This window comes from Pseudoalteromonas sp. McH1-42, assembly GCF_022347845.1.
GTDB classification, from domain to species: Bacteria; Pseudomonadota; Gammaproteobacteria; order Enterobacterales; family Alteromonadaceae; genus Pseudoalteromonas; species Pseudoalteromonas rubra_D.
The window spans coordinates 1-25,733 of record NZ_JAKRFU010000022.1 but is presented as its reverse complement, the minus strand read 5'-3'; the positions used below and the strand labels follow the sequence as shown (position 1 = coordinate 25,733).

Annotated in this window: 14 protein-coding genes; 4 read left to right on the top strand and 10 right to left on the bottom strand. The window is 49.4% G+C overall.

What is annotated here, in order from left to right; translation table 11 throughout:
- Positions 1 to 25: 25 nt before the first annotated feature.
- From MHN31_RS18690 to MHN31_RS18665, 6 genes are all read right to left on the bottom strand, one after another.
- Positions 26 to 3,580 carry a chitinase N-terminal domain-containing protein gene (locus MHN31_RS18690; RefSeq protein WP_239445029.1) on the bottom strand — a complete coding sequence of 1,185 codons (3,555 nt, stop codon included), beginning with the start codon at positions 3,578 to 3,580 and terminating at the stop codon, positions 26 to 28.
- 162 nt (positions 3,581 to 3,742) lie between these two features.
- Positions 3,743 to 4,063, bottom strand: coding sequence for a hypothetical protein (locus MHN31_RS18685; protein WP_049863877.1), 321 nt, complete (start codon positions 4,061 to 4,063; stop codon positions 3,743 to 3,745).
- Between the two features lie 168 nt (positions 4,064 to 4,231).
- Positions 4,232 to 4,543 carry an AzlD domain-containing protein gene (locus MHN31_RS18680; protein ID WP_239445028.1) on the bottom strand — a complete coding sequence of 104 codons (312 nt, stop codon included), beginning with the start codon at positions 4,541 to 4,543 and terminating at the stop codon, positions 4,232 to 4,234.
- A gap of 9 nt (positions 4,544 to 4,552) precedes the next feature.
- The gene (locus tag MHN31_RS18675) at positions 4,553 to 5,254 is read right to left on the bottom strand and encodes an AzlC family ABC transporter permease (protein WP_239445027.1); all 702 of its coding nucleotides are present in this window, start codon (positions 5,252 to 5,254) and stop codon (positions 4,553 to 4,555) included.
- 280 nt (positions 5,255 to 5,534) lie between these two features.
- Positions 5,535 to 9,431: a two-component regulator propeller domain-containing protein gene (locus MHN31_RS18670; RefSeq protein WP_239445026.1), complete on the bottom strand. Its 3,897-nt coding sequence runs from the start codon at positions 9,429 to 9,431 to the stop codon at positions 5,535 to 5,537.
- Between the two features lie 84 nt (positions 9,432 to 9,515).
- The gene (locus tag MHN31_RS18665; RefSeq protein WP_239445025.1) at positions 9,516 to 10,286 is read right to left on the bottom strand and encodes a chromosome partitioning protein ParA; all 771 of its coding nucleotides are present in this window, start codon (positions 10,284 to 10,286) and stop codon (positions 9,516 to 9,518) included.
- Positions 10,287 to 10,385: 99 nt separating this feature from the next.
- Between MHN31_RS18665 and MHN31_RS18660 the strand changes: the two genes are divergently transcribed.
- From MHN31_RS18660 to MHN31_RS18645, 4 genes are all read left to right on the top strand, one after another.
- Complete coding sequence (locus MHN31_RS18660; RefSeq protein ID WP_125561042.1) at positions 10,386 to 11,285, top strand: response regulator; 900 nt, start codon at positions 10,386 to 10,388, stop codon at positions 11,283 to 11,285.
- Between the two features lie 227 nt (positions 11,286 to 11,512).
- Complete coding sequence (gene rsgA / locus MHN31_RS18655) at positions 11,513 to 12,553, top strand: ribosome small subunit-dependent GTPase A (RefSeq protein WP_239445024.1); 1,041 nt, start codon at positions 11,513 to 11,515, stop codon at positions 12,551 to 12,553.
- Between the two features lie 90 nt (positions 12,554 to 12,643).
- Positions 12,644 to 13,834, top strand: coding sequence for a hypothetical protein (locus MHN31_RS18650; protein ID WP_239445023.1), 1,191 nt, complete (start codon positions 12,644 to 12,646; stop codon positions 13,832 to 13,834).
- A 398-nt stretch (positions 13,835 to 14,232) separates the two neighbouring features.
- On the top strand, positions 14,233 to 16,425 hold the full coding sequence (locus tag MHN31_RS18645) for a winged helix-turn-helix domain-containing protein (RefSeq protein ID WP_239445022.1): 2,193 nt from the start codon (positions 14,233 to 14,235) through the stop codon (positions 16,423 to 16,425).
- Positions 16,426 to 17,406: 981 nt separating this feature from the next.
- Here the strand turns inward: MHN31_RS18645 and MHN31_RS18640 are convergent.
- From MHN31_RS18640 to MHN31_RS18625, 4 genes are all read right to left on the bottom strand, one after another.
- Complete coding sequence (locus MHN31_RS18640) at positions 17,407 to 19,065, bottom strand: HD domain-containing phosphohydrolase (protein WP_125561034.1); 1,659 nt, start codon at positions 19,063 to 19,065, stop codon at positions 17,407 to 17,409.
- Between the two features lie 10 nt (positions 19,066 to 19,075).
- Positions 19,076 to 21,304 (bottom strand): adenylate/guanylate cyclase domain-containing protein, encoded by a 2,229-nt coding sequence (locus MHN31_RS18635; protein WP_239445021.1) that lies wholly within the window; start codon positions 21,302 to 21,304, stop codon positions 19,076 to 19,078.
- Positions 21,301 to 22,119, bottom strand: coding sequence for an MBL fold metallo-hydrolase (locus MHN31_RS18630; protein WP_125561031.1), 819 nt, complete (start codon positions 22,117 to 22,119; stop codon positions 21,301 to 21,303). Before MHN31_RS18630 ends, MHN31_RS18635 begins: the two co-directional genes overlap by 4 nt.
- A gap of 33 nt (positions 22,120 to 22,152) precedes the next feature.
- Positions 22,153 to 25,733 (bottom strand): Ig-like domain-containing protein (locus tag MHN31_RS18625; RefSeq protein ID WP_239445020.1); only part of this gene is annotated, 3,581 nt, incomplete at its 5' end.

The following is a 25,733-nucleotide window of genomic DNA, read 5'->3' as shown; positions in this document are numbered from 1 at the left end:
CTATGGGTCGTTTTGCATCGGCCTATCAGTAATCCTGATATAGCTCGATAATTGGCTGATCTCTATCTGCCTGGCAGGTTGGCAGAGAGAAGACCAAAGCGCGGTCTTGGAGATGAGCGGTTCTGAGTAGGTTGTACGTCACGCTCCCAGCCGGTGTCAGGAGGTCCAGTGTCCAGAACTGACCGTTTTCTGTGCGTTTACAGGTATCGCCTTTAATGCGTATCCGAACCAGGGAAGAGATGGTATTGAGCTCTGCGATTTTGCCCGTCAGGAGTCTTGCATCCGGGTCGTGCAGTACTTGATTGCTCCAGCCACTACAAATGGTATCGCTAAAACATGCTTTAACCCTGTATGCGCTCAGCCCGGTCATCTTGCTTGCGTCATAGTGAGTCTGTGCGCCTGACAGAGGAATATTTTGCCAGTTCAGTACCTCGCCATTGGTGCAGCCTTGCGTGCAGTCAGCGACTTCCAGCAAGTAGTGGCTGATCTGTGCAACGTCTGTCCATTGCAGATTGCCATTTTCCACACTCAATGTGAGCCTCAGAGGCTCCGCGTTTGCCACCAGTTCTGAACTTTCCAGGATGCTACAGATAGCCCCATTGGTTTTCTTATCGCAGGCCTGAACAGAGAAAATGTACTCGCCAGCGTCGGTGAACTGATACTGGAAACGCGATTGTTGGGTGCGTGAGTCGAATTCCCCCAGCATGGTTAGCTGTTGCTGACCTGGTGGTTTGACATACAGCGTGTAACTGACATGTTCCTGGAAAAACTCATGGATCTGCCATTGCAGTGTGACCGTTTGGTGTGTAAAGACGCGTTCCGGCAGTGGTTCAAAGGTGACCATGGGCAGGTGGCTGTCTGTGAGCTGAAAAGCGACTTCAGACAATTGGCCACATTGCCCTGATAAGGTACAAGGCTGCACTTCGACTTTGATGGTACCGCGTCGAAAGTTAGGTCCCCGTTCGAGTGACGTGCCGGTATAATTATCCTGCCACAGGAAACGCTGTTCGGGCTCCCCGGCATACTGACTGGGTTTGGTAATGTAAACATCATAGACCATATCTTGCTGGTAAACGGATGGCTTTTTCCACGATAGGGTGACCGATTCTCCATAAACGATGTCGCTGGCGGACACCGTTAGATCCTCTACTGTGAGCAAGGCGGCATTGTCACTGACCACGACTGAGGTGGCAGTGCTGCGCTGTTTACTGCACACGGTGCTGTAGTTGGTCAGGCAGGTTTGCAGATAAAAGGTATAGGTGCCTTTTTGCGTCAGACCGGTGCCCGGGGTGTACAGACTGATGGATTGGCTGCCGGGAGAAGTCATCCACAGTTTGGCAGTGATGGGCTCTTTAAAAAACTCTGGCATTTGCCAGTTGAAAGACACCGACTCGTTCAGATAATACTCGGGCTTTTCACTGGTAAATTGTATTGCGTCAGGCAGGGTGGTGCCATCAAGTGTGTACTGTGTTGTCGTGACTTCACCACAGTTGCCATCTGGCAGGCAAGGATGTACTTCCACACCAATCTGACCACGGCGGTAATTCGGACCTCGTACTACCTGAGTATCAGTGAGGGCACGCTGCCACAAAAACCGCTGATCTGGTTGGCCAGGCTCCGAGCTGGGCTTGGTAATATATACATCATAGGTAAGGGCTTCTGTATAGCCATTGGGCTTGTCCCAGGAGATAGTGACAGAATCACCGTAGTTGATGTTGGCTTTATCAACCCTGAGGTTCGCAACTTTGATCGGTTTGACCGTTGCTGTGACAGGGTGACTGAGATAGTCATTACATATTGTGGGTGCCTTCTGATCACAGTACTGAAGATAAAAAGTATACTGGCCCGGGGCATGCAAAGGTGCATTGGCTTGGTATTCTTGCAGCGCAGTGTGTTCTGGTGCTCTGACCCATAATTGAGTGGTCACGGCTTCTTGAAAAAACTCAGGGAACTGCCAGTTAAAGTCAAACCCCTTTCCGGCAAACACGGTATTTTGTTTAACGGTAAACTGTGTCGCTGCAGGCAGCGTGTTACCGCTGAGGGTATAAGACACGGAACGGCTCAAACCGCATTGTTCTGCCAGGCATGGCACGACTTCTACTTTAATGGTGCCACGACGATAATTGGGGCCCCTTGTTAATGTAAGAGACGGGTGGTTATCACGCCATAGGAAGCGGATATCTGCTTCACCTGGGTTCGGACTGGGCTTAGTCACATAGACATCAAATACCAGCCCACTGTTTTCATCGTAGCCTGCCGGGCGTTGCCACGATAGTGCGACATGCTCACCGTAAGTGATATCAGATTTATTGACGGCCAACTGCGCGACCGCGGCTTGGGTGATCACAGGCGTCGCCCGCACAGTCAACGCAGTGAGTGATTTATTGTTACATTCACCATAGGTGTTACACATTTCAAGGTAAAAAGTACTGCTTCCCACTTCATTGAGTGTATGAGTAAAGCTTTGTACGGTCGCCGCCAGTGGGCCTGCTATTTTACGCGTCGTTCCTTGCGAATGTTGGTAGAGCGTATAACTGACCGTGTCTTTGTAATAGGGGTGGAGCGACCAGTTGAAAGTGACTTGTTCTCCCTGACGAATGACAGACTTATTTCGGGTAAATGTGGGTTGTGGTAGCGTGCCGCCTACCGTGAAACTGACTTCACGTAATGGGCCACATTGATTGAGCACGTTGCACGGCACTATACCCACTTTGGTTGCACCCCGACGGTAAATCTCATTACGTGTCAATTCAGTCGCTCTGAAATTATCATGCCAAAGAAAATGCTCATCTGGCAGCCCGGGTTGTGCGCCTGGCTTAGTGATATAGACATCGTAGTAAGTCGTATCACTGATGTTGCCGGGTTTACGCCAACTGACCTTAACGGAATCACCATAATTTAGTTGCGTCTTGCTGGCAGACAGCCCGGTAACCGCATCTGGTACCGGGGGCGGTGATAGCACTGAGAGGCTGTGTACAGAGGAGTAGCTGCACTGGTTCCAAGAATCACAGGCTTGGATCTGGAAATAATGAGTCCCTGCCAGATTGATCCCTGAGCGGAGGAAATTGGGGGTCGAAACGTCTCGAAATACAAACCAGTTTCCGCCTGGCTTTTTAGTGCGTAAGCGATAATAAAGTGAACCTGAATAGCTGCTCGGCGGTTGCCATTGCAGCATCACACTGCCGCCAGTGTATATTTGTGAGGTGGATAAAGAGAACCCCCGCACTGCACTCGGCCCAGGCGGAGGCGGTTCACTGACCGTGACGGATGCCGACCCTGATGCGCTGCATCCACTGGCATCACACGCCTCGACGTAAAAAGTATGGGTGCCGTTTTTATTGATATAACGGTTAAAGGAGGTGCTGGTGTAACCCCCCCTGAATTTCAGCCAGGTATCGCCAGGCTTGAGTACCCATAGATTAAAATACTGTGTGCCGCTGGGACGACTCCAGGACAGTGTTACTGTGTTCCCCCGGTACATACTGTATGTACTGAGGCTAAAGCTTGGGCTGCTGATAGCAAGCGATTGAAAACTGGTAGCGAGTGTAAGCCACAAGAGTAAGCGTGTTAAAACTTTCATATGCGTGTCTTATTTTTATAGTTCGATCGACCGAGATGAGCCAACTACTTGTAATAAAGGCTCTTGATGGGGATCAATTGGCATGAAAGGCATAGCACAATAAAAGGCAATGGGATAAACCATCTGTTTCTTATTTTTTATAGGGTGCTATGCCTTGGTGAATCAAAAATCTTGATAGAGGTAATTTATTTTCTGGTTTTTTGTCGGGTCACAGGAAGGGTAGCCGATCTTTATCGTTTTGGATGTGTTTGCGGCAGCCAGTAGCATAGATACGTTCACCCCTGCAGTGGCATCTGCGAGTTCAAAATACCAGTAGGTATTACCGGCATTGGCACTTTGCTTACACTCATCGCCTTTGAGACGGAAGAATACTTTACCGCCACTTGGATAGATACGTTCAACTTGACCGACGCCTTTTGCTGCGAAAGCTGCTGGCGCGAGCGGTAGCAATAAAGATAATGTGAGAATGGAAATGAGCTTCATGATTTATTTGGTCCTTTTATAAAAACAATATTATTCTGCATGCACTAATTAAATTCAACACTTGATGTAAATATGTTGCTACTTTGTTTTTAGGTGATGCTCTATCGATTATTTTCAATAATCGCCAAATTCCTTATTCTCTATAGTTAGGTCAGCCATTGTATGTAGTCATAACAGGGCTTTTAGTGCGAAGAAGATGCCCATACTCGCCAATACAACGAGCAGGGTGTTTTTCACCAGCAGGCTTAACATGATGGTCAGCATTCCCCCCAGCAAAAAAGGATTAGCAAGATCATGCGTATTGAATGTCACTTCGCCAAATACAATGGGTGCCGCCATCGCGGTCAAAATACAGGGGGCGGTATAACTTAAAAACCGTTGGACTCTCAGATCGAGTTTGACGGGTAGCTTTTCCATAAAAAAGGCATAACGCATAAAGAAGGTGATCAGTGCCATTAAAAATATCAGATCGTAGCTCATGGTTTGCCCCTAGCTGGTTTCTTTGTCTAAACGGTAGCCCACCACCATGCCGAATAGTGCAGACAGCAGCAGGCCGTTAGGCACATCGAATTTGTGAAGCAGCACGGCGCTACAGGCCGATACCAGTACTGCGATGAGCACCGGCGATGATTTAATGTTAGGCACTACCATGGCAATAAAGGTAGCTGCAATGGCAAATTCGAGTCCTAGGCTGTCGAGGTCAGGAATACTGGTGCCAGCCACAATGCCAGCCAGTGTGGACAGGTTCCAGATAACATAGAAAGTGGCACCAGAGATCAGCGCATAATCCAACGGGAAATGACCTAGCTCGTTATGCTTATTTTCAGTGACCGCGAACATTTCATCAGTGAGCAAAAAGGCCATCAGAATTTTATGATGTAGCGGCAAACCTAGCGCGTCATGGCGAAAGGTGGCCGAGTACAGCAAATGGCGTGAGCTGATCACCGCGGTACTCCCCAAAGTGGCGGCGATCCCGCCACCGACACCCACCAGAGTCAGGGCAGAAAGTTGCGCTGCACCAGCAAAGACCAGCAAGGACATCAACTGGGACTGTAACGGGCTCAGGCCAACCTGAATGGCCATTGAGCCGCATAAAACTCCCCAAGGGATCACGGCAATAGATAGGGGAAGAATGTCAAAAAATGCGGCCAGTTTAATGGATCTGACTGATGGTGTTTGCGCCGTGTTCATTGTATTTATTTAACCTGTGAGTGGGTTGGCAACCGACGTAGATGACGGCCTCAAATGAACGGCCTGACACCTTTCGAAGGCTGATAGTATTTGTTCTTTTAACGTACGAATGTACCTTGAGCAGAACCTTCGGGCAATCATTCAATCGTCAATATGTAACCAGGTGATTGCCAATATCGAATTGCACTTGCCGACATCACTTGAGCAAAGGGGCTGACAGAGTACACCTGAAAAGCGGTGTTAATTGCAAACGCGTGTCTGATTTTAATCCAAATGGGTGTCAACCGACTGATTTGGGAAGCACTAGGGTGTAGCAACAGCCTTGTCCGGCCTCACTGCTACATTCTATGGTGCCCTTGAGCTTTTGCGTCACGATATTAAAGACGATGTGCATACCCAGCCCGGTGCCGCCGCTGCTGCGTCGGGTGGTGTAAAACGGTTCAAAGACTTTATCCCGCGTTTCTTCGCTCATGCCTGCGCCATCATCAGATACCGTCCAGGTGAGCTGTTGCGGTTGGTCGTTCACTGTAATACAGATAGTACCAGGCTGTTTTCCATCATCGAATCCATGTTTAATGGCGTTGTCGACCAGGTTTGTGAGGATCTGGGCAATGGCACCCGGGTAAGTAGACAAGCGGGCCTCTGCCGGAAAGTCGGTTTTCACTGTGACCTGGGTGTGCTTCCACTTTGGGTGCAAACTGGTCAGCACATCGTTGAGATAATCCGGTAGGTTGATGATGCTGAGCTCTTCTATGGATTGGTCAACAGCCACCTGTTTAAAGTTTTTCACTAGCTGTGCTGCACGATTTAGGTTTGATTCCAGCAACTGCAGGCTTTCTTTTAGTGTGGCAAGAAACTGCTCCAGGTTGTCTTTGCTGAGTCGTGCGTCAGCCAGTTTTTGCTCGCATTCTGCCAGCGCTTTGCTGGCATAAGAGCCAGCCGTAATGCCAATCCCAAGCGGCGTATTAATTTCATGGGCAACGCCGGAAACCAGACGGCCCAGTCCCGCCATTTTTTCCTGCTGTACCAGTTGTTGCTGCGTGACTTTGAGCTCTTCGTGGGCCGTTTGCAGCTGGTTGAAGGTACTCTCAAGCTGGGCCACTGCGTCGGCGTTTGCCAGGGCAATAGCGGTGTAATTGGCGATCGTACGCAGCATTTGCACATCATTGTCGCTAAAAGCACATGGCTGAAAGCTCTGCACGGTCAGACAGCCAATGGTCCGGGTATCAATAATCAGAGGCAGGTAAACCAGCGACTCACTTTCGGCGCCGCTAACCGGCGCTGCAATGTGGTTAACAAACTGCGTCAGCTCACTGATCTGATTGACCCTGAGCTCTTTTTGGTGGGTGACGCACCACACAGCAGGGCGCTGGGTGTCGGACAAAGCATATTCAAATTCAGGTAGCTTTTGCCCTTTTTCAATCGCCAGTCGACAGGATATGCGCTGATTCTCGGTGTCCAGGATCCCGACCACAAAGACGTCTGCGCCCATCAACTCATTAACGTGTTTATAGACACGTTCTAGTACCGAGGAAAGATCTAAAGTAGAGGTGATGTCTTTGCCTATGGTGCCCAGCATGGTGATATTTTCAGTGCGGGACTGAACCAGATTATCCAACACAACTTGTTGCTGTTTGAGTTCTTTTATTCGCCATAAATACGCCCGGTATAACAAAGAGGTGATCAGCAGCAGTAGCCCCAGGCGAAACCACCAGGTCTCATACCAGGTCGGTAACTGAGTAATGGCCAGGCTTATTTGATGCTGACTCCATTGACCTTTGCGGTTGCTCCCCTTAATCCTGAGCTGGTAGTCGCCAGGTGGTAACTGTGAATAGGTGATATGGCGTTTGCTGGCGTCCACCTGGATCCAGTTGTCGTCATAACCTATGAGCTGATAGGCATAGCGATTGCTGTGTGGTGCCGTATAGTCCAGTGCCGCAAACTCGACGGAAAAGCTGCGGGTATTGGGTTGCAGGGTCAGTTGGTTGGTGTTGGTTACGGGGTGATTATTGACCGCCAGTTCACTGATCACCAGGGGGGGATGATACTCCCAGGAAGTCCAAAGTTCAGGGCGTAATAAGAGGATCCCTTTCGTACCGCCGAACAGCAAAGTACCATTACGCAGCTTAGTATAAGAGCCGGTCCACATGGTTCCGGTATCCCAGTCATCGGCGGCGCTTAAGTCTGCATAACTGCGATTTACGGGATCTATCCAGCCATAACCGTTCCACAGACGCCCCTGATCATCTTCCAGCAGATTGCCCGCTGTACCGGTTGGTCTGCCAACTAATTGATCCAAAGATTCGAACTGGGCGTGCTGACCGTCAAAGTGGACCAGTTTGTCGAGCCCGTGGGGCGTGGCAACCAGCAGGTGCCCTTGACTATCAATCAGCAGACTATTGATATAGTTGTCTGACAAGGTCTCTGTAGTACCGGTCTGGGCACTGATCTCCGTGACACTGTGCGCGGCTAAATCGAGTACAAACAGGCCATTGCGGGTCCCTACCCACAGATAATTTGGGGCCGCGTAGGTCATGCTCAGCACTGATTTTCCTGACAAAATGGTGTAATCACTGAAGTGATTTAAGGTTTGGATCTGGCGCGTATTAATATCCATGAGAGCCAGCCCTTCGCCAGTACCGACCCAGAGTTGGCCACCTGGGGTTTCCTGCAAGGTGACAACCTGATAGCCGGGCAGGCCATCAGCTTTACTGAAGCGTGTGAAATGCTGAGTATCAGGATCAAAATGGTACAACCCGGTGTTTGCCGAGCCGACCCAGATATGACCATCAAAGGTTTGGCGGATCGTTCGGGCGTAGCCATCGTCCAGTTTGGTTGGATCCGATGGATCGGGACGGTGGCCGGCTACCACGCCGATCTGCGGATCTATGATGTCGATCCCCGTTTGAGCGTTGCCAACCCATATCAAGCCGTTACTGAGTTCGGCAAAACTGCGCACATCGACATGACTTAGCGAATGAGGGTAGGTGAGCCGTCGGACAAAGGTTCTGAACGCGCCATTGTGCGGGTTGTGGCGATTGAGTCCATTGCCCCAGGTGCCTGCCCAGATAAGTCCGGACGCGTCAACGAGCAGGGCACCCATAGAGTCAAGGTTAATACTGTAGGGATTCAGGGGATCATGACGAATATGGCGCTTTACCGCGCCAGTTGTGGCATCCACCACGGTGATACCGCCGCCGGACGTGCTTAACCAGATCTCCTGATCATTAGGCTGTGCAATGCCGTTGACCCAGTGATAACTGAGGCTGGAAGGATCATCCGGGCGATGCGTGATCCGCTTGACCTCGTCAGCGCCGGGTACGAAAAACGCCGCGCCATGATCTGTGGTACCAATCCAGATGGATCGATCAGTCGCCTGAAACAACCGAAATACATTTTGATGATTAAAGGCTGACAGGGTTGTGCCAGCCAGTGGTTGCTGCCAGTCCACATTCTGAGTTGCCCGTAAAGCAGGCAAGGTGATACGGCATAAACCGCTTTTGCTGCCCAGCCACAAGGTATCTGTGTCTGTTAGCAAGACTGAGCGGAGCCTGGGTTGTTGCAGTGGTATATCACAGCCCTCAACACGTAGCCGTGTTACCTGGCCTGTTTGTGTCTGGATATGCGCCAGCCCATTGTCTGTGGCAACATACAGATTACCCTGATCATCACCTGTCAGTGAGCGCACTGTGTTGTTAGGCAGGCTATCTGGCGCGGAGCGGTGATGTGCGAAGCGACTGAATTGGCCACGTTTGGGGTCGTAGACAGACACGCCATCAGAGAAGGTACCGACCCAGATCCGACCGTCCCGCGCTGTCCATAACGTACGTACAAAATTGCCCGACAGGCTCGTCTGGTTTTGCGGATCATGTTTAAAAGTCACAAACCGGTAGCCATCGTGACGGATCAGGCCAAATTGAGTCCCGACCCAGATAAATCCATCCCGGTCCTGAGCCAGCGCGGTGACCACCCCATTGGGGATTTGCTCATTGTCACCTATGGTCTGAAAAATCAGTTCACCGGTGTCGAAAAACGGTGTGTTTACCCTGGTTGTTTGCGTCTGGGCTATGTTCGTCTGAGAGACTGGAGCGGCGGCCCAACTCTGACTGGAAATCAGGTAAGTACATGACAATAAAGTAATCAGAATTGCACGCCATACACGCCTTAATGTTGTCACTGCCAACCCTCCGGTATCAGTGCGTTGAGGTGATACCAATACATCCATAACCAGTATAGATGACCTGCCATGACTGGAGAGTGGTTATTCTGGTTTAGTCTGCTTAATGGCTTCAAGGTAACGACTTTCCACAAAACTTTTCTCTTTACTCAGGTGCTTCAGTTTTTGCCGGGTTTGTTCAAGCTCGGTTTTCAGGGCGGCCACTTCTGCACTGCTGCCGTCCCCTTCGTGTTCTACGGAGAGTTGATCTATCAACTGATTCTGCTCCTCGATCTGACGTTTGTATTGGTTGAGCAATGTCTGAGTTTGCTGATCGCTCATGGTATTGGCGGAGGTACTGGCTTTGGTTTGCTTCAGTTGCTCCAGCTCTTCTTGTAATTGCGTATTGGCCTGGCGCAAGGTATCAGTAGACTGGAACTGATGCTCCAGTTTGGAGCTGACGTGCTGGAGCTTTTTGTCACTGTTGTCTAGCTCGCCTTTGAGGCGTTTAATGAGTTTATGAGAGCGGATCAGCTTTTTATTTAACTCATTGATGGAGCCTTGTTCTTCTTTGGTGATGTGATCAGCGGTGGAGGCCCGGATCTGTGACAATTGATTTTCCAGCGTCATTTGCACCTGCAAAAGTTCAGAAATGGTCTGGCTATGTTGCTGAGAAAACTGGCTGGCACGGGCCACGGCCTCACGGCACTGTGCAAGTAGTTCGTCGTTGGCGGGTGCCCCCTGTTTGTGGCTCAAAAAAGTCCCGGCAAAATGACGAAACTCTCTTAAAATCAACAACAAAATATAGAACCAGGCCGCCAGGATCAAAAGCCCCACATTCAGTGCTACGTACTGGTAAACTTCGAGAGGAACCATGAGCTGAGATACGCCGCTTTTGTTTATCAATAAGATAAGTTTAGTTTTCGTTCAAAATTCTGCCTATACTGAAGAAGAATAATTGCGTTAGGGTAAAGAGTGAAAGTCCTGATCGTTGACGACAGCCATGCGACCTGTGAGATCATCCGCCGGGCCTTGCAACAGTTTGAGTACCGCAAGCTGCTTTTGCAGTGTGCCAGTCGCGTCGATGATGCATTGGCACAGATAACTAGCTGGCAGCCCCAAATCATTTTGACCGACTGGCACATGCCGGATAAAACCGGCATAGAGTTGCTGGAGTTGGTGCGTGTCAGCCACCCTGATCTCCCTGTGGCGATGATCTCCACCGTCGATGATACGGCGCAAATTGACTATGCAACGTCCTTGGGCTGTGCTTTTTTCCTGTCAAAACCTTTCAGTGATGATGCGCTGCGTAGCGCCATTATGCCTCTGGTGCTGGAGCAGGAAGCCAACGAAGTGATTGCTGAGGATGAAGCTGTGCCGCTCAGAGAAGAGCTGGCTTTGCCGAAAACTGATTTACTTGAACGGCTGATGCAGAAAAATATCAGTGGCTCACTGGTGTTGAAACCCATCAAAGCGCAGCAACTGGATGAAAGCAAAGTACCATGTATGATGGTGGTGTATGCTGAACGGGGCAGTCAGAAACCCCGGGTGATTGGAGTGTTAGATATTTATGCGGCGTGTGTGTTAGCCAGCAGTCTGCAAGTGATCCCACAAGAAGAAGCGCACAAAGCCATTCATTTAAATCAGGTGAATCCGGAAATTATGGCGGCGTGCAAAGAGGCGCTGGCTAAAACGGCGTATGCATTCGTCGACAAACAAAGCAAAATGAGTTTGTTTGTCAGAAGCTGCTCTTTCCTAACTAAAACTCACCCTAAACTGGAACGCCTATATCAGTATCCACTCGACAGTCGAATTGATTTAAGCTGTGAGCGAGAGGGCATGGCACAAGGTAAGATGTTGATTGTTGGGGTGTGATACCCTTTCACCTTCCCTTAAGGATACATTGACTCTGTGCGTCGATCCGATATGATGTGGTCGGAATTGACGGAAAAACACCCAGGAGGACAATGATGATAGTAACCAAACCGACCGGGCAGACTGGCCTCAATTAATTTAGTCTAGCCAGCACTTCTTTTCGCCCGGTATCTACCGGGGCACTCAGCCCCTTTGTCAATTATTAACATCATTGTTAAGGGGTCGTCATGACCAATTTTCAGATACTCGCCAGCTTAGGCTGGACACCCTTTTTTCAACAACAACTTACACTTGAAGAGTGGAGTAATGCCTGTCCTGTGCGGGTAGTCTCGGTACACCGAACCCGTATTTCAGTGCAAAGCGACACCGAGAGCTATTCTCTGTCGGTAACACCTGCCATGGATACTCTTGCCGTTGGTGACTGGATACTGGTGGATAATCAGCAGCGATATATCCGCTTGCTGGAGCGACAAAGTTGTTTCAGACGCAAGGCGCCAGGGGCACACAGAGAGTGGCAGTTAATCTCGGCAAATGTCGATACAGCCTTTATTTTGTGCTCACTGAATGAAGATTTTAATCTGAACCGACTGGAACGCTACCTGGCACTGGTGCACAGTTCGGACGTACAAGCCGTCATTCTGCTGACTAAGGCCGATCAGGTTGACCATACGGATAAGGCACTCATTATGGTGCGCGAGCTTGATGCCAGCCTGGATGTGCTGGCACTGAATACGCAAGCGTCCGACTGTGCTGAACGTTTGTCTCCCTGGCTCACCAAAGGCCAGACGGTCGTATTGCTGGGGTCATCGGGCGTCGGCAAGTCAACGCTCACAAATACGCTGATGAAGGTACACCATCAACAAACTGGCAGGATCCGTGAGGACGACGGAAAAGGACGGCATACAACGACGCACCGGGAGTTGGTTACCTTGCCATCAGGTGCTTTGTTGCTCGATACGCCGGGGATGCGGGAGTTGCAACTGGGTGGTTGCGATACGGGGATCAGCTCGGCATTTGCTGATATAGAACTGCTTAGTGAGCAATGCCGGTTTAATGATTGTCAGCACGATCAGGAGCCCGGGTGTGCAGTGCATCGCGCGATTGAATCCGGCGAGTTGAGTCAAAGGCGGTTGAATAACTACCTTAAGTTGAACCGAGAAAATGCCTTTAATACTTCCACCATGGCGCAAAGGCGTGCCAAAGAAAAATCGTTTGGCAAAATGGTTAAGCAAATAGTCAAAGACAGGGAGCGGTTTAAAGAGTGTTAGTATATGCGTCAGGTCATGCCCAGCGCATAGCCTGACGTTTTTTAATTTAATACAGCCACTTAAATATCTATCCCAAAGGAGTACTATGTTATGGCAAATAGAAAACGAAAGCGCTGTCTTAAAGGGCTGTGTGTCGCAGTTGTTATGAGCGGTTTGAGCGCGGGATGTGCAACGTCTGACGAGCCAGTTGAAGGCTCTGCTTTGCTGCATCGTTATGTAGATAACCAAAATGGCATCGATGGGCTGGATAATGTTCGACGGCTGTTATTTGATGACACTGACAAGGTGTTGTATGCAGTCAGCGCGGATGATGATGCATTGACTGCATATCGTGTCGGCGATGATCACTCTTTGACTATGCTGGATATGATGTCAGGTGAACGCGCAGGAGGTATGCTCATCGGTGCATCGGATATGACGTTTGTGGGAGCTGACAGGGATATTCAGGTTGTTAGCTTTTACAGTGGTGCCGTTGCACAGTTTCGGTTGGGCCATAATGATACATTGACTTTGCAGTCAGGTTTATCTGACCGAATTGATATCCAGCGCGTGTTCAGACAGGGTAAGCCCATTTCAACACAAGAGGATAGACTGGCTCTGTTAGGGCCATATGCCATTGTTGGTGATGCCGCTGGTATCAGTTATGTGGCGGCTAATGTGTCGCAGGCATTGGTGCAACTGAGTTCCGCACAGGGACAGTTGAGCACACGTCAGACAATTCGGGCCAATGACGTCAATGCACTGGGTGGCGCAGTGTCGGTCGCGCAATCTGATAGCGGCCAGAAAGTCGCCGTGGCGGGCATGCAGGCAAATCAAATTGCGCTGTTTGAGGCATCAGACTCACAGCCGCTTAAGTTGCAGCAAACCTTATCTATCGGGCACCAAAGAGCGTTAATCGAGCCGGTATTTGTGACTTTTGTACCAGGGACCGAGCGTTTGTTAGTGGCGGATAAGCAAAGTGTATTTGCCTATTATCCGGATCTACAGGGCAATTATACATCCTCTACAGAGCTGAAGGTGTCAGATAACCAAAAGCTGAGCGCTGTATCACGTTTGGCTTTTGATCCTGCGGGGCAATGTATGTTGGCTATGTCGGAGTCTGCGGATCAGGTTTATATTTTTAAACGCCACGGTGATACCCATTGGCTGCATGTGTCACAACTCGATATTGGCGGTGGACAGGCTCCCACCTCTGCGGCGTTTATCTCCCAGGATAAGGTTGCTATCAGTTTTGCCAAGAGTGACGCGATCCAAATTTATACAAATGTCTGTGGCCAATGAGCTAATAAACTGCGTTCGAAAAGCACATTTGAGTTAATGCACGCGGGGCTATTAAAAGCAAAATGGTCAGATCATGGAAGAGGCACAAATGTGGATCATTTATGCGAGTAACTGGCCTTTCGTGTATTGAATTGCGAAAATAGAAATTATTAGTCATATTTGTAATGAGTTTTTACCTGAGTTGCTATGAGTTTGTCAGGTTTTAGTTGAACTTCATTTCTTTTCCCTGTTAGTCTAATACGTTGTGACGATTTGAAATTTTAGAATACTCTTATTTATTGGAATAATGCCTTGCCTGAGGTGTCCTAGTAGGGCCTGAGCGTCTCTCCTGTGCGCTGGGTTTGGCCGTCTAATCGTCCATCAATAACTGGAAATTTTGACCACTTTGATGGGATGCCATGTCTTCGTTAATGGATATTAAACTGACAAAACTCGGAGCGTTTGTTCTGGATCTGAGCGATCAGGTTTTATATCGCGATGCCAGCGAGGTTGCTATTGAACCTAAGGTCATGGCGCTTTTGCTGTATTTGTATGAAAACAAAGACAGATACGTAAGCATTGAAGAGTTGCACCAGCAAGTATGGTCTGATCGCGTGGTATCGGATACGGCAGTACGTAGTGCTGTTAAAAAGCTCAGATTGATTCTGGGTGATACTGATATTGCGAACGCCCGCTATGTAAAGTCAGTATCAAAGCGCGGCTACAAGTTAATCTGCGAAATTGAGCCAGTCGATGCGCTTGAGGCCGCAGCCCACCCCACAAAAGAAGCCAACGTTGCAACACTGCCTGCTGAGGGCCTTGATAGTGGCACAGTTGGTGCGTCAAACGACGTGTCGGAAGCGCTTATCAATACGACAGACAAGCAACCACCCAGATTAGAGAAATCATCAGGTCTTGCTTATAAGCTGTTGATGTTTTTGGTTATATTTCTGTCTGCGATAATCGGGTGGACGAAATATGATGTCATCACTAAGTATGTGCTGGACAGCCAGTTGGCAAACGTCAGCGATCTTGATCCGCTAACGGGGTTTAATGGCGAAAAACATGACTTATCGGTGTCTCTAGATGGTCGATATGTTGCTTTTTCTGGTCGCACTTCTATCGAGGAAGACCGGCAGGTATATTTGCTTGACCGACAAAATAACAAGATCAGACAGCTCACATATCATGCCAATAATGCTGCGCGCGTGCAGTTTGCTCAGAATGATAAAGTTATAATATACAGTGACCTAAGTGGTGGGAAAACGTCTGTTCAGTTGTTACCGTTGACCTTGTCTGAACCTGAGTCAGGGAGGGTCACCCTGATAGAAGGGGTGGTTGCGGTAGGGGACCCTTCCCGTGGCCGTCATGCATCAGAGCTGCTATTGCCAATGTTAGTGGATCTGGAAAGTGAAATGACCCTATACGCGCTTGACCTGCATACACGAGAGTACTTGCGTATGCTGGCCCCCAGTGATGCAAGTGAAATATTGTATGATGTAAGCTTGTCACCAGATAAACAGAAGCTGGCTTTGATAAAAAAGATCAAAGGCCAGTTCCACATCTTGTTATTTGATTTAGCAACAAAAGAAGAAACCCTGATCTACAGCACTAAGCATAAGTTGTACGGCGTTGAGTGGAAAAACAATACGTCTTTGCTGGTTATGGCCGCAGGTGCGTTTTTCCAGGTTGACACCCTGACCGGAGAGCAAATCAGGTTGATCGAAGACGGCGATGTTGTGTTGCGCAGTTTTGATACCCATGATGGGGCAGATGTTGTATTGCTACAAAAAGAGTTTAGCCGGGCGAAGCGCCTGTATATAGAACATCAATTGGTTCCACAATTAGAAGTCCAGCAGATCATCAATACCGCGCCTCAGGTTGTCGCTATGCTGTATGATGAACTGTCAGATGAACATCGATGGGTGATGCACTTAAAAGACGGGATCACAACCATTGGCAGGATGACAATGAGCAACAGAGAGATGGATTCTTATTACAGCTCTGATGAAAATGTCGAATTACTGGATGTATCGTATCAGGCTGGTGGGATTTTGTTTAAGGAAGGTCCCAAGCTGGCATTTTACTCGTTTGAACACCGTCAGGTTAGTTATATTACCTCATCTATGGAGACCAGCAGCGATGCTGCGTTCAGTGCAGACGGCAGTGCTATTTATTACGGGGTCAATGTAGCGGGTGAGTGGGAAATACAAAGCTATGATATAGGCTCTAAAATCAGTAGCCTGCTGTTATCCGGTTATCGCTCTATCCGCCCTGCAGGGACTGGCTATATCGTCGCTGAGCCCATTGATGCACAGCTTTTCTATCTACCTACCCTTACTGGCCCGGCTAGGGCATTGAATCATCCAATTGACTTTAGATATATTAGCCGTTGGTACGTCCGGGGTGAGCATATTATCTGGACGGCATTTGATGAACGTAATACTTATCTGCACAAACTTAACTGGCAGACGGATTCGCATCTCGTTTATGAAGAGCGCTTTTTCGCTCTTTACCCCACCATAGCGGCAGATATAAGTGGAGATAAAGTCCTGTCACTGTCAGTGCAATTAAATGATACCTCTATTGCAACAATTAAAATAGATCACTAAGATGATACCTGAAAAGGGGCCGAGTGTTTGGGTTACGCACCCTCGCTCTATTCTCCTTGTTCACTCTACTTAATAAAAAACAAAAGGATCATTAGTGTGAAAAAAACAATCTGTATAGCCATTATCTCTCTTTTCTCCGTTGTTGGGTCATTTTCTACGTATGCAGACGAAAAAGGTCCACAAAACCCTATCTGGGTTTGTGGAATTCTAGACTGTGATAAGCCACATGAAAAATTTTTGCGCTAACTCAATATTCAATTAGTCCAGCAACGTCTTTAAAATTCTAAAAATAAGCCATTGATATAATGGCTTATTTTTTTAGTTATAAAAAATAGATGTAACAGTTGTTTAGAAAATTGCGATAAATTTCTATAGTTGGTTCCGAGTTAACGACAACCGGACAGGGACTGATGAAAGGTTGTAACTTAGTCGGCAATCTGTGTAGTTTGTTAGCACTATCAAGGATTGAAAGTGAGATGCCGACAATGCTTTTTTCCAAGGATTGGAAGAAGTAAGTATCAAACTCTGTTGTATTTAAACTGCAGTGTTTGGCGTTAGCTTAGGATGTATCGCTAAATTGTCTTGTTGTCTTTTAGGGTACATATGTTGCACCTTATGCAACATGTAGGTGAAATAATAACAATAATATAGAAATCCGGACCAACACAGGGAGAGCAACAGGAATAGTGTTGGAAGCACAGAGTGACTACCTACCACTCGCATTGTCAGTGCTCTGGATTGTTACAAGGATTGACTGATGAAGATCAAGGAGTGATTGCCAGTGATGCAGCGGTCCTACTGCCGTTGTATTGCTGGTTAGATTCATCAATAGCATTAACAGGTGTTGCTTGCTGTAAAAGGAAGATCGTATTCCAAATTAAATAATAACAACGATAACAATGTCACCATTAAATATGGGGCTGTTAAACAACATGTCGTCACAGCTAGTTGCCAATACCCACCAATATTGGTTTTTGTTTTTCAGCCCTGTTTTTTCCCATAGCCGGGGATCTGCTCGTGCGTCACTTCATCAATTTGGTCAGGCTTTAGGAACTGATGCGCATATTTCAAATAGACTTTCGAATCAACAAAGACGTCAAATAAGTCTGGGTCAATGTGGTCGCCTAGTTTCATTTTCCCCATGATGAACAAACATTCACTGAGCTTTTTCGCATCTTTATAGGGGCGATCTGCCGCCGTGAGCGCTTCAAAAATATCGGCAATGGCCATGATCCTGGCGGGGATCGACATTTGCTCACGTGTTAACCCTCTAGGGTATCCAGTGCCGTCCATCTTTTCATGATGACCGCCGGCAAATTCAGGCACACGGCGCAAGTGTTTTGGGAAGGGGAGCGCTTCAAGCATTTCCAGTGTGATGTCCATATGGCGATTGATGATCCTACGTTCCTCGGCAGTTAACGTGCCGCGTGCAATGCTCAGATTATAGACTTCGTTCTCAGTTAATAGGGGCTGTATTTCTGAGCCTATCCGCACTGACGCTTGTTCGGCGATGTCTTTTACGCGTTGCTGATCTTCGTCGCGCATGAATTCTCCACCGATATTGGCATGTCGTAAAAATTGGCGATCTTGCTCCAATTGGGTGAGTTTTTCCTCTAACTCCACTCTAAGGTGATTGACCTGAGCTTGGTCACCATCCCGCTCAAAACGGAAAATACGTTTTGTATAGTCGAGTTCAAGATCGCGCTTTGCCAGTTCAATTTTGGTATCTACCAGCGCGATTCTGTCGTTTACCGATTCAAGTTTGGTGGCTTTATCCATGACATATTCAGGAATGGCGATTTTCCCACAATCATGCAGCCAGCCTGCTAATGACAGCTCGGCCCGATCGGCTTCCGTCATGGAGAAATCGGCCATGGGGCCTGATGTGGCGTCATGTACTGCTTCGGCAATCATCATGGTGAGTTCTGGCACGCGTCGACAGTGGCCGCCGGTGTAAGGCGATTTTTCGTCTATGGCTTTTGCAATCAGGCGGGTAAATGCCTGAAACAAGGTTTCCATGCCATCGATAAGCTGACGGTTGGTCAATGCCACAGCGGCTAGCGCCCCAATGGAACAAATCATGTCGGTTTGCTGTTTAGAAAAAGGGACTATCTCACCCTTGCTGTGCGGGTTGATCAGTTGCAGCACTCCGTTAAGCTCTTGCTCATGATTAAGTAATGGGATGGTGAGCACGGATTGCGTGTGATAACCCGTTTTAGCATCCATCGCTCGTGCTGCGGACAGATCGTATTCCTGGCATTCGTATACGTCGTCTATTTTGATCATTTCCCGCTTTGCCGCAGCCAGCGCGACTAAGGCACTTTCGTTACATTGTCCATTGTCCAGATAGATAGGGATCGGAGGAAAGGGGATTGGCTGATTGGAGGTACCGCCCATGTGCAGATCCAAAGGCCCATTGATCAGTGTGGCAAATTGCAGCTGCATGTCTTCCGTGACGGAATATATGGTACCGCCATCAGTTGCACTGAGTTCCATCGCCGAAAGCAGGATGTTTTCCAGGAGTCGACTTGTATCGTGCTCCGATGCCAGCTCAATGGCCAATTTGAGTAGATGTTGCAGCGCGACCTGTGAGCCTGCCTGCTCAAACTTATTTGCAATGTTTCGAATATGCTGTTCCATAACTCACCTGCTATTTCGATGTATGGGTGTAGCTGCCATCCCACTGCTCACCGGGCGGGTTAGCCTGTAAGACCAAGATCCGCTCACTAAGTAGCGTATAGATTTTTCGCTCTGGTGAGCGTTCTTTAAGTTTAGTAAATGCTGCCTGAGCCTGCTGCCATTGTTGTGATAAATAAAGTGACCAGGCTTGTTCATGGGCGTCCAGCTCTTCGCGTATGGCTGGGGTTAACGCCTCATGACTGCAAATCGGTTCATATACCGTGACGGCCTGGTTTTTGCCTTTGACTTTCACTTTGTCAATTGGGCGGCATACCAGGCCTGAGCATTGTGCATACGTCGTTTCATTGATGAGAATGCCCACACCATAGTATTTCGTCAGACCTTCAAGCCGGGAGCCCAAATTCACGGCATCGCCAAGTACCGTGTAGGCGCGACGATATTCGGACCCCATATCTCCCACATTCATATCGCCGGTATTGAGCCCAATACCAATTTTAAACGGGGGCAACGATTGTTGGCGCATAGGTTCTTGCAGCGCATCAACCTGATCTTGCATCGCCATGGCACAGCGCACCGCCAGTTCAGGGTGCGCCTCAACAGGCAAGGGAGCATTCCAAAACGCCATCACCATGTCGCCCACATATTTGTCTATGGTGCCCTGGTGCTCGAAGATGATCCGTGTAATGGGCGAGAAATACTGATTGAGATAAGACTTGAGCCGACCTGCATCCAGGGATTCAGAGATAGTGGTAAAGGAGCGAATATCAGCAAACAACACGGTGATATCACGTTTTTCCCCTTCCATAGACACACTGTCTGGGTTGTCTAACATCGCCTGAATATGGGCCGGCGGGACATATTGATCGAAAATTGATTTTATCTGAAGTCGCTCTTTGTGCTCCCTGACAAACCCCAGGCTGCCCAGGATCATGGCCTGGCTAATCAACATAGCCAGCACTGCCACTTGAGGTAAATCCAGTCGGAGCTTGACCCATAAATAAGCACTCAGTGTGATAAATAATCCGCTCACACAGAGGGTAAAGACTGCAATGCCCAATACTTCGAGGCGGGGTAAAAGAAAGACGCACAGGAGGCCCAGTAACAGCAATAGCATGATCACCGCCCCATCCATCCAGTTGGGTCTGCTCGGTAATAGCTCTGGAAAAACCAAGCCCTCTAATACGTTAGCGTGGACTTCCACTCCGGGATACTGAACACCCACAGGCGTCGTTCTTAGATCGGCATGACCAACCGCGGACGTACCGACAAAGATAATGGCCTGATCGAACAGCCCGGGGTCTATCTGGCCGTTCAGGACATCGGCGGCGGAGACATACGGAAAGCTGAAGGCGGGGCCTCGGTAAGGGACATTGACCCGGCCATAGTCGTCTGTTGGAATAAGTGCTGTACCCAGGCGTATTCCCTCAACGCTGTGCCCGGTACCAAAGGGTTTAGTGACTACCTCGACTTGCTCGGCCATGGTGTAGAGTCGCGCGGCTTCCAGTGCTAATGCAGGATAGAGCTGACCCTGATGCTTGGCCAGCAGCATCGAGTTACGAATAAAGCCATCGCTGTCTGGGGCACTGTTAATAAAGCCACTTCCCGGGCTGTTTTGTTGTAATTCGGAGACATTGGCAACATGCCCGGCAAAATTGGGAACGGGCAACGCAGCAGCAGGAATGGCGCTGAAAAAAATGGTCTCTGGTAACGTGCCAACGAGAATGTCAGGCTGATGCTCGAACAACAGGCCAAGTACAGTGTCAGTTTCCTGTAAGCGGCTGGCAAAGGCTTTGTCGGCATCTATGGTTGGGGCCAGAGCGTGTAACGTATGAGAGACATTGGCAGAGGTTTGCGTATCAAGGTGGCTGAGCACTTGCCGTGCCGGGTTCAGTTCCGGTTCTGAAAATAAGATGTCGTAGGCAATGACGGCTACGCCCGCATCAGCCAGCTGAGATTGTAATCGTGCCATCACATGGCGGCTCCACGGGAAGCGACCGACTTGTTTGAGACTTGGTTCATCGATATCGACAATCACAATAGGTAAGAAAGAGCGCGAGTGCAAAGACAGGGTCGATTTCAAACGCAGGTCGTAGCCTAGCCCTTCAAGGCGCTTTAAGGCGTCGCCATAGGGCGAGGCCGGGGATAGTGTGAGCAATTGTAAGGCGATAAACAGGATGATAAGGCAGAGGCCACAGAGCCATTGCTGATAGTATTTACGCCATAATCGCGGGAGGCTCATGGCAGTGTTAGTCCCTCGCGAGCCAGAATGGTTTTGAAAGGCCGGTTCTGGCGCTGAATGTCTGCGGCTATCTGATCCAGCGCTGCATCGCTGCGGTCCGGATCATGGCTGATCAGCACAAGGTGCTTCACAGCCCCTTGTTCGGCCAGGAGCAGCGCATCTTTGATCAGTGAGTGGCCCCAGCCGTGCTTGAGTGGATAATCATCCGGTACAAACTGGCCATCGTGGATCAGGTAGTCTGCGTCTTTAACAAAATCAACCCACTGTTGAAATGAGGTGACAGGCAGACCAGGCGGGTTCAGCTCATTGTCAGTGGCGTAGACCACCTCGATACCGTCTGCGGCAATTCGGTAGGCACTGCCACCACCCGGGTGGTTCATTGCGCAGCGGCGAATGTCAAAGTCTTCATACTGCCAGTGGTCCTTCACTTGTGGCGTTACCTGAATATCGGCAGCTAAGGTGTTATGTGGCACGGGAAAATAGCTCCCCTGCATTTGCTTTAAAATGGCGTCAGGAGCATGCTCTTCTGTGACACCCGGTACAATGGTGATCTGGCGTTTTGCAATGTACGCGGGAATGAAAAACGGAAAACCCTGAATATGGTCCCAGTGGTTGTGGCTCAGTAAGATGTAAAAAGGTTGGCGGGTATGCATCACCTCCTGGCCTAGTATTCTAAGCCCGGTCCCCGCATCCAGGATCATACGCTTACCAGCATCGCTTTCAAGGGTTACACACACTGTGTTACCGCCGTAGTGGACGGTTGTTGGCCCCGGTGTGGGGGTGGACCCCCGCACACCATAAAACTTTATTTTCATACCTAACCCTTTGGTGACTGATTACTTAATTCGTCACTGTTGAACGACCTGGCCGGCTTGTAAACTCACCCTCGCGGGAGAAGACTGTTGCAGGACAAAGGTAAACTCCGTACTGCTGTTATGCTGTATGACGGTTTTCAGCTCACCGCTGACTGCGCTACTGAATAGCTGTGTGCCATCTTCATCAAAACTGGTATCCCAACTTCCCGGTGATTCACTCAGTAATAGCTGACCGACATACAGGGATTTAGAGCTGCTTGCCTGGGCGAACAACAATAATTTACCGTTGCTTTCGATCCAGGCCTGGTTGATCAGCACAGCTTCACCGGATATTTGTTCAAACATCAGCACCCCTCCATCCGCAAAGCTGGTATCCAGTGCGCCTGAACTGGTCACCCGAACGATAAAGTTCTTAGTGCCTGCATGGCCAAAGACAATAAAGCCCTGGCTGGCATCCACCACTGAGCCCTTCATGGTGATGTCGTCACCCACACTCAGGCCGATATCGAGTAACGCCAGGCCGTCTGTGCCGAAGCTGGTATCGGGGACGCCTGCTTCATTGGCTTTGGCCAGCAGCAGTTGAGGTGCCGTCGGCCCCGGTTGACTTTGGCCAACGCCGACCAGGCTACTTCCTACAGTATGGATCATAGATACTTTATGTGCATTGGGGCTGCAACTGTAACCACTCGGAATGGGGTAATCAAAGTGAGCAGGTAAGCTTCCAGAGCTGGGGATGACAAAGGCTATACTGTGCACATAACAACTGGCTGTTGCCTGACCCAGGGCCAGAATATTCCCACTTGGCAGCGTTGTTAACTGAGTTAGCTCTAATGCGGTAGACTCTGCTTGATACTCGCTGGCGAGCAAGCTCAGCACACCGTTGTTGGCAAAGCCGCTATCCAGAGCTCCTAAGTTACTGAACTTATTCAGTGTTGCCATGGCTTGCTCATCCCCCGCTGATACCGATACGTTGCCAGAGGCACTAAGTAAAACGTCGCCTGTGCTGTTTTCCTTAATGGCACCCACGGTGGCGCTGGACATCGGTCCTAAAGTTGTAGCGGGCACAGTGGATACCAAGCCCAGATTGGCAAAGGTATTCGTCCGTTGGCCCACACTATCGAGTTTTAGTACGTACGGCACGGTTTGTGGTGTCGTTTGCCAGGTTGCTGCCTGGCCTCCGAGTAATAGATGTCCTAAGGAGGCGCTAAAGGTCGATACTTGTCCGGCGACAAAGGACTCGTCTCGACGGCCGACACTGACAGTGCGTTGACCAAAAGAGCCAAAGTTCGGGTTCAATTCGGCTGCTGTGGTTATTTCACCAAGCCAGAGCTCTGATAGGTAGTTGTTACCCAGATGATTGAATTTCTGACCACTGAACAACAACCCACCCTGGGTTTCCAGGAAATCGAATATCTTGAGCCCGGTACCATGATACAGGCTGTAGCCATTGCTGCCAGGGAGCCAGTTGGTATCTACATCACCATTGAGGCCAACCTTGATTACCTGAACTGCCTGATCACTACTAAAGAAACTGCGCTGAATGGCCAGATAGTAAGTATCGCTATCCGCTGCGATCCCTATGCCGGTTGCAGCATAACCAGAGATATCATTGTCTGAGTCTGTGGGGAGTTCACTGAGCAGATAGACGCGTTTACCTGTGCCAGCAAAGGCCGTGTCCAGCACGCCATCCATGCTCAATTGCAGTAAGTACGCAGAGCGTTCTTCGCCAAATTCGTCCAGTGTTGTCAGCCCGGTAACCAATAGGGTATTACTGTCTTTAATCTGCACATGACGGGCAGTGTCATTGAACTTGGTGCCGTCTGCGCCTTCGGGCACTGTGGTGATATTGATTTGTAGCAGACCGTTGTTCTGGAAGCTGCTATCCGGAGCCAGCGTGCTTTGTGTGAGGCGCATTAACATCACATCCTCACCCGTTTCGGTTGACGTAATTTCGCCGTACACCAGATAGTCTCCAGAAGGCAAAGTGACCATACCTCGTGCATTCTTGGTGGGCGTTTCTGCCAGCGATTGGGTTGTGGTGACCTCGCCCTGAGCTGTGATCCTGGACAGCGTCACTGTACCTGTTGTTGCGGTGCTGGTGGCTCTGATATTACTCACAACGGTGAGGGTTTCATTGTCTTCCAGCGCAATAGCAACGGGGGTAACAAACACGTTGCTGCCTAAAGGTAAGATCATATAGCCATTGTTGTTGGCATAGCTGGTATCCAATGATCCATCGCCGAGCAGACGGAATAAGAGTAGTTGTTGTGAGCTTAAGAAATTGACGTAACCTGCCACATAAATACGCCCCTGTTCATCAACAGCCGCTACTTTTGCCCAGACATCCTGTGGAATGCTCTCAATCTCGATGCCGAAGCTACTTTGGAAGTTGCCTGCCTCCGCAAAGCTATTATCAGGGCGGCCATCACTGAGTTGCTTGCTGACGTAAGCACGGTGAATATTGCGGCTGGCGGCGTCATTGAAATGACCAACAGCGCCAACGCTGATCAGTTTGCCATCGCTAAGCAGAATGGTTTCGCCGGGGTTGTGGAATTCCAGGCTGGCATTGAGCGCCACCGTTAAGTTGCCGTCATTACCAAATGTACTTCGCTTAGTGGCAACATAGCTCGGCGCAGCTTGTGTAACGGAGATGGTGATCTCGCTTTGTGCACATAGCTGAGGTGTACCAGAGTCACAGACTGTGACGGTCAGGGTATAGGTTTGCTCTCCATTGCTGGCCAGCTGTTCGGCGTCTGCAACGGTGACCTTACCATCCGCATCGACCGAGAAAATTGTCGCGTTGTTGCCTGATAGCTGATAGGTGAGGGAGTCGCCATCTGGGTCGGAGGCACTGATCTGCAGCACCTGCGTTCCATTGCTGATATCCGTCTCTATTTCTGCCGAACCGGGCTCTACAGTGGGTGCGTAGTTTTTGTCGTTCACGGTGATGGTGACCGTCGCGACGTTGGAAATTTCGGCCAGGTCGTTGCTCACCACGTAACCAAAACTATCACTGCCGACGAAGTTAAACTGGGGAACGTAAAGGGCTGTGCCATTGGCTGAATCTATTGAGACACTGCCGTGGGAGGGTCCAATCACAACCATTACGCTATTGACCAGTAGATCACGCCCTTTGGCCTGATCATTGTTCAGGATGGCGATGCCTACACCCTCATTTTTATCGACTTGTACACTGTCATCGACTGCCACCGGGGTTGTATTCGGCGCTGTGATAGTAATGGTCACTGTGGCAGTGTTGGAGACTGCTCCCTGGTTGTCTTGCACTCGATAGGTGAAGCTGTCCTCTCCCTCCGAGGTGCCAGTATGGGTATAGGTGATAGCCCCGCTGCTGCTTACTTCTGTGGTGCCCATTTGCGCACTTTGTACTATCTCGACGGTGCCGGTTTGCAGTGTGCCGTCGGCATCACTGTCATTGTCCAACACTGTGATAGTGACAGACTGGGCGACTTCGACAGAGGCGCTGTCATTCACCGCAACCGGTGGCTGATTGAGCCGTTCAACCGTAATGGTGACGGTTGCAGTATTGGAAAGACTCCCTTCATTGTCTTGCACTTGATACGTAAAAGAATCACTGCCTGAGAAGCCGCTTTGCG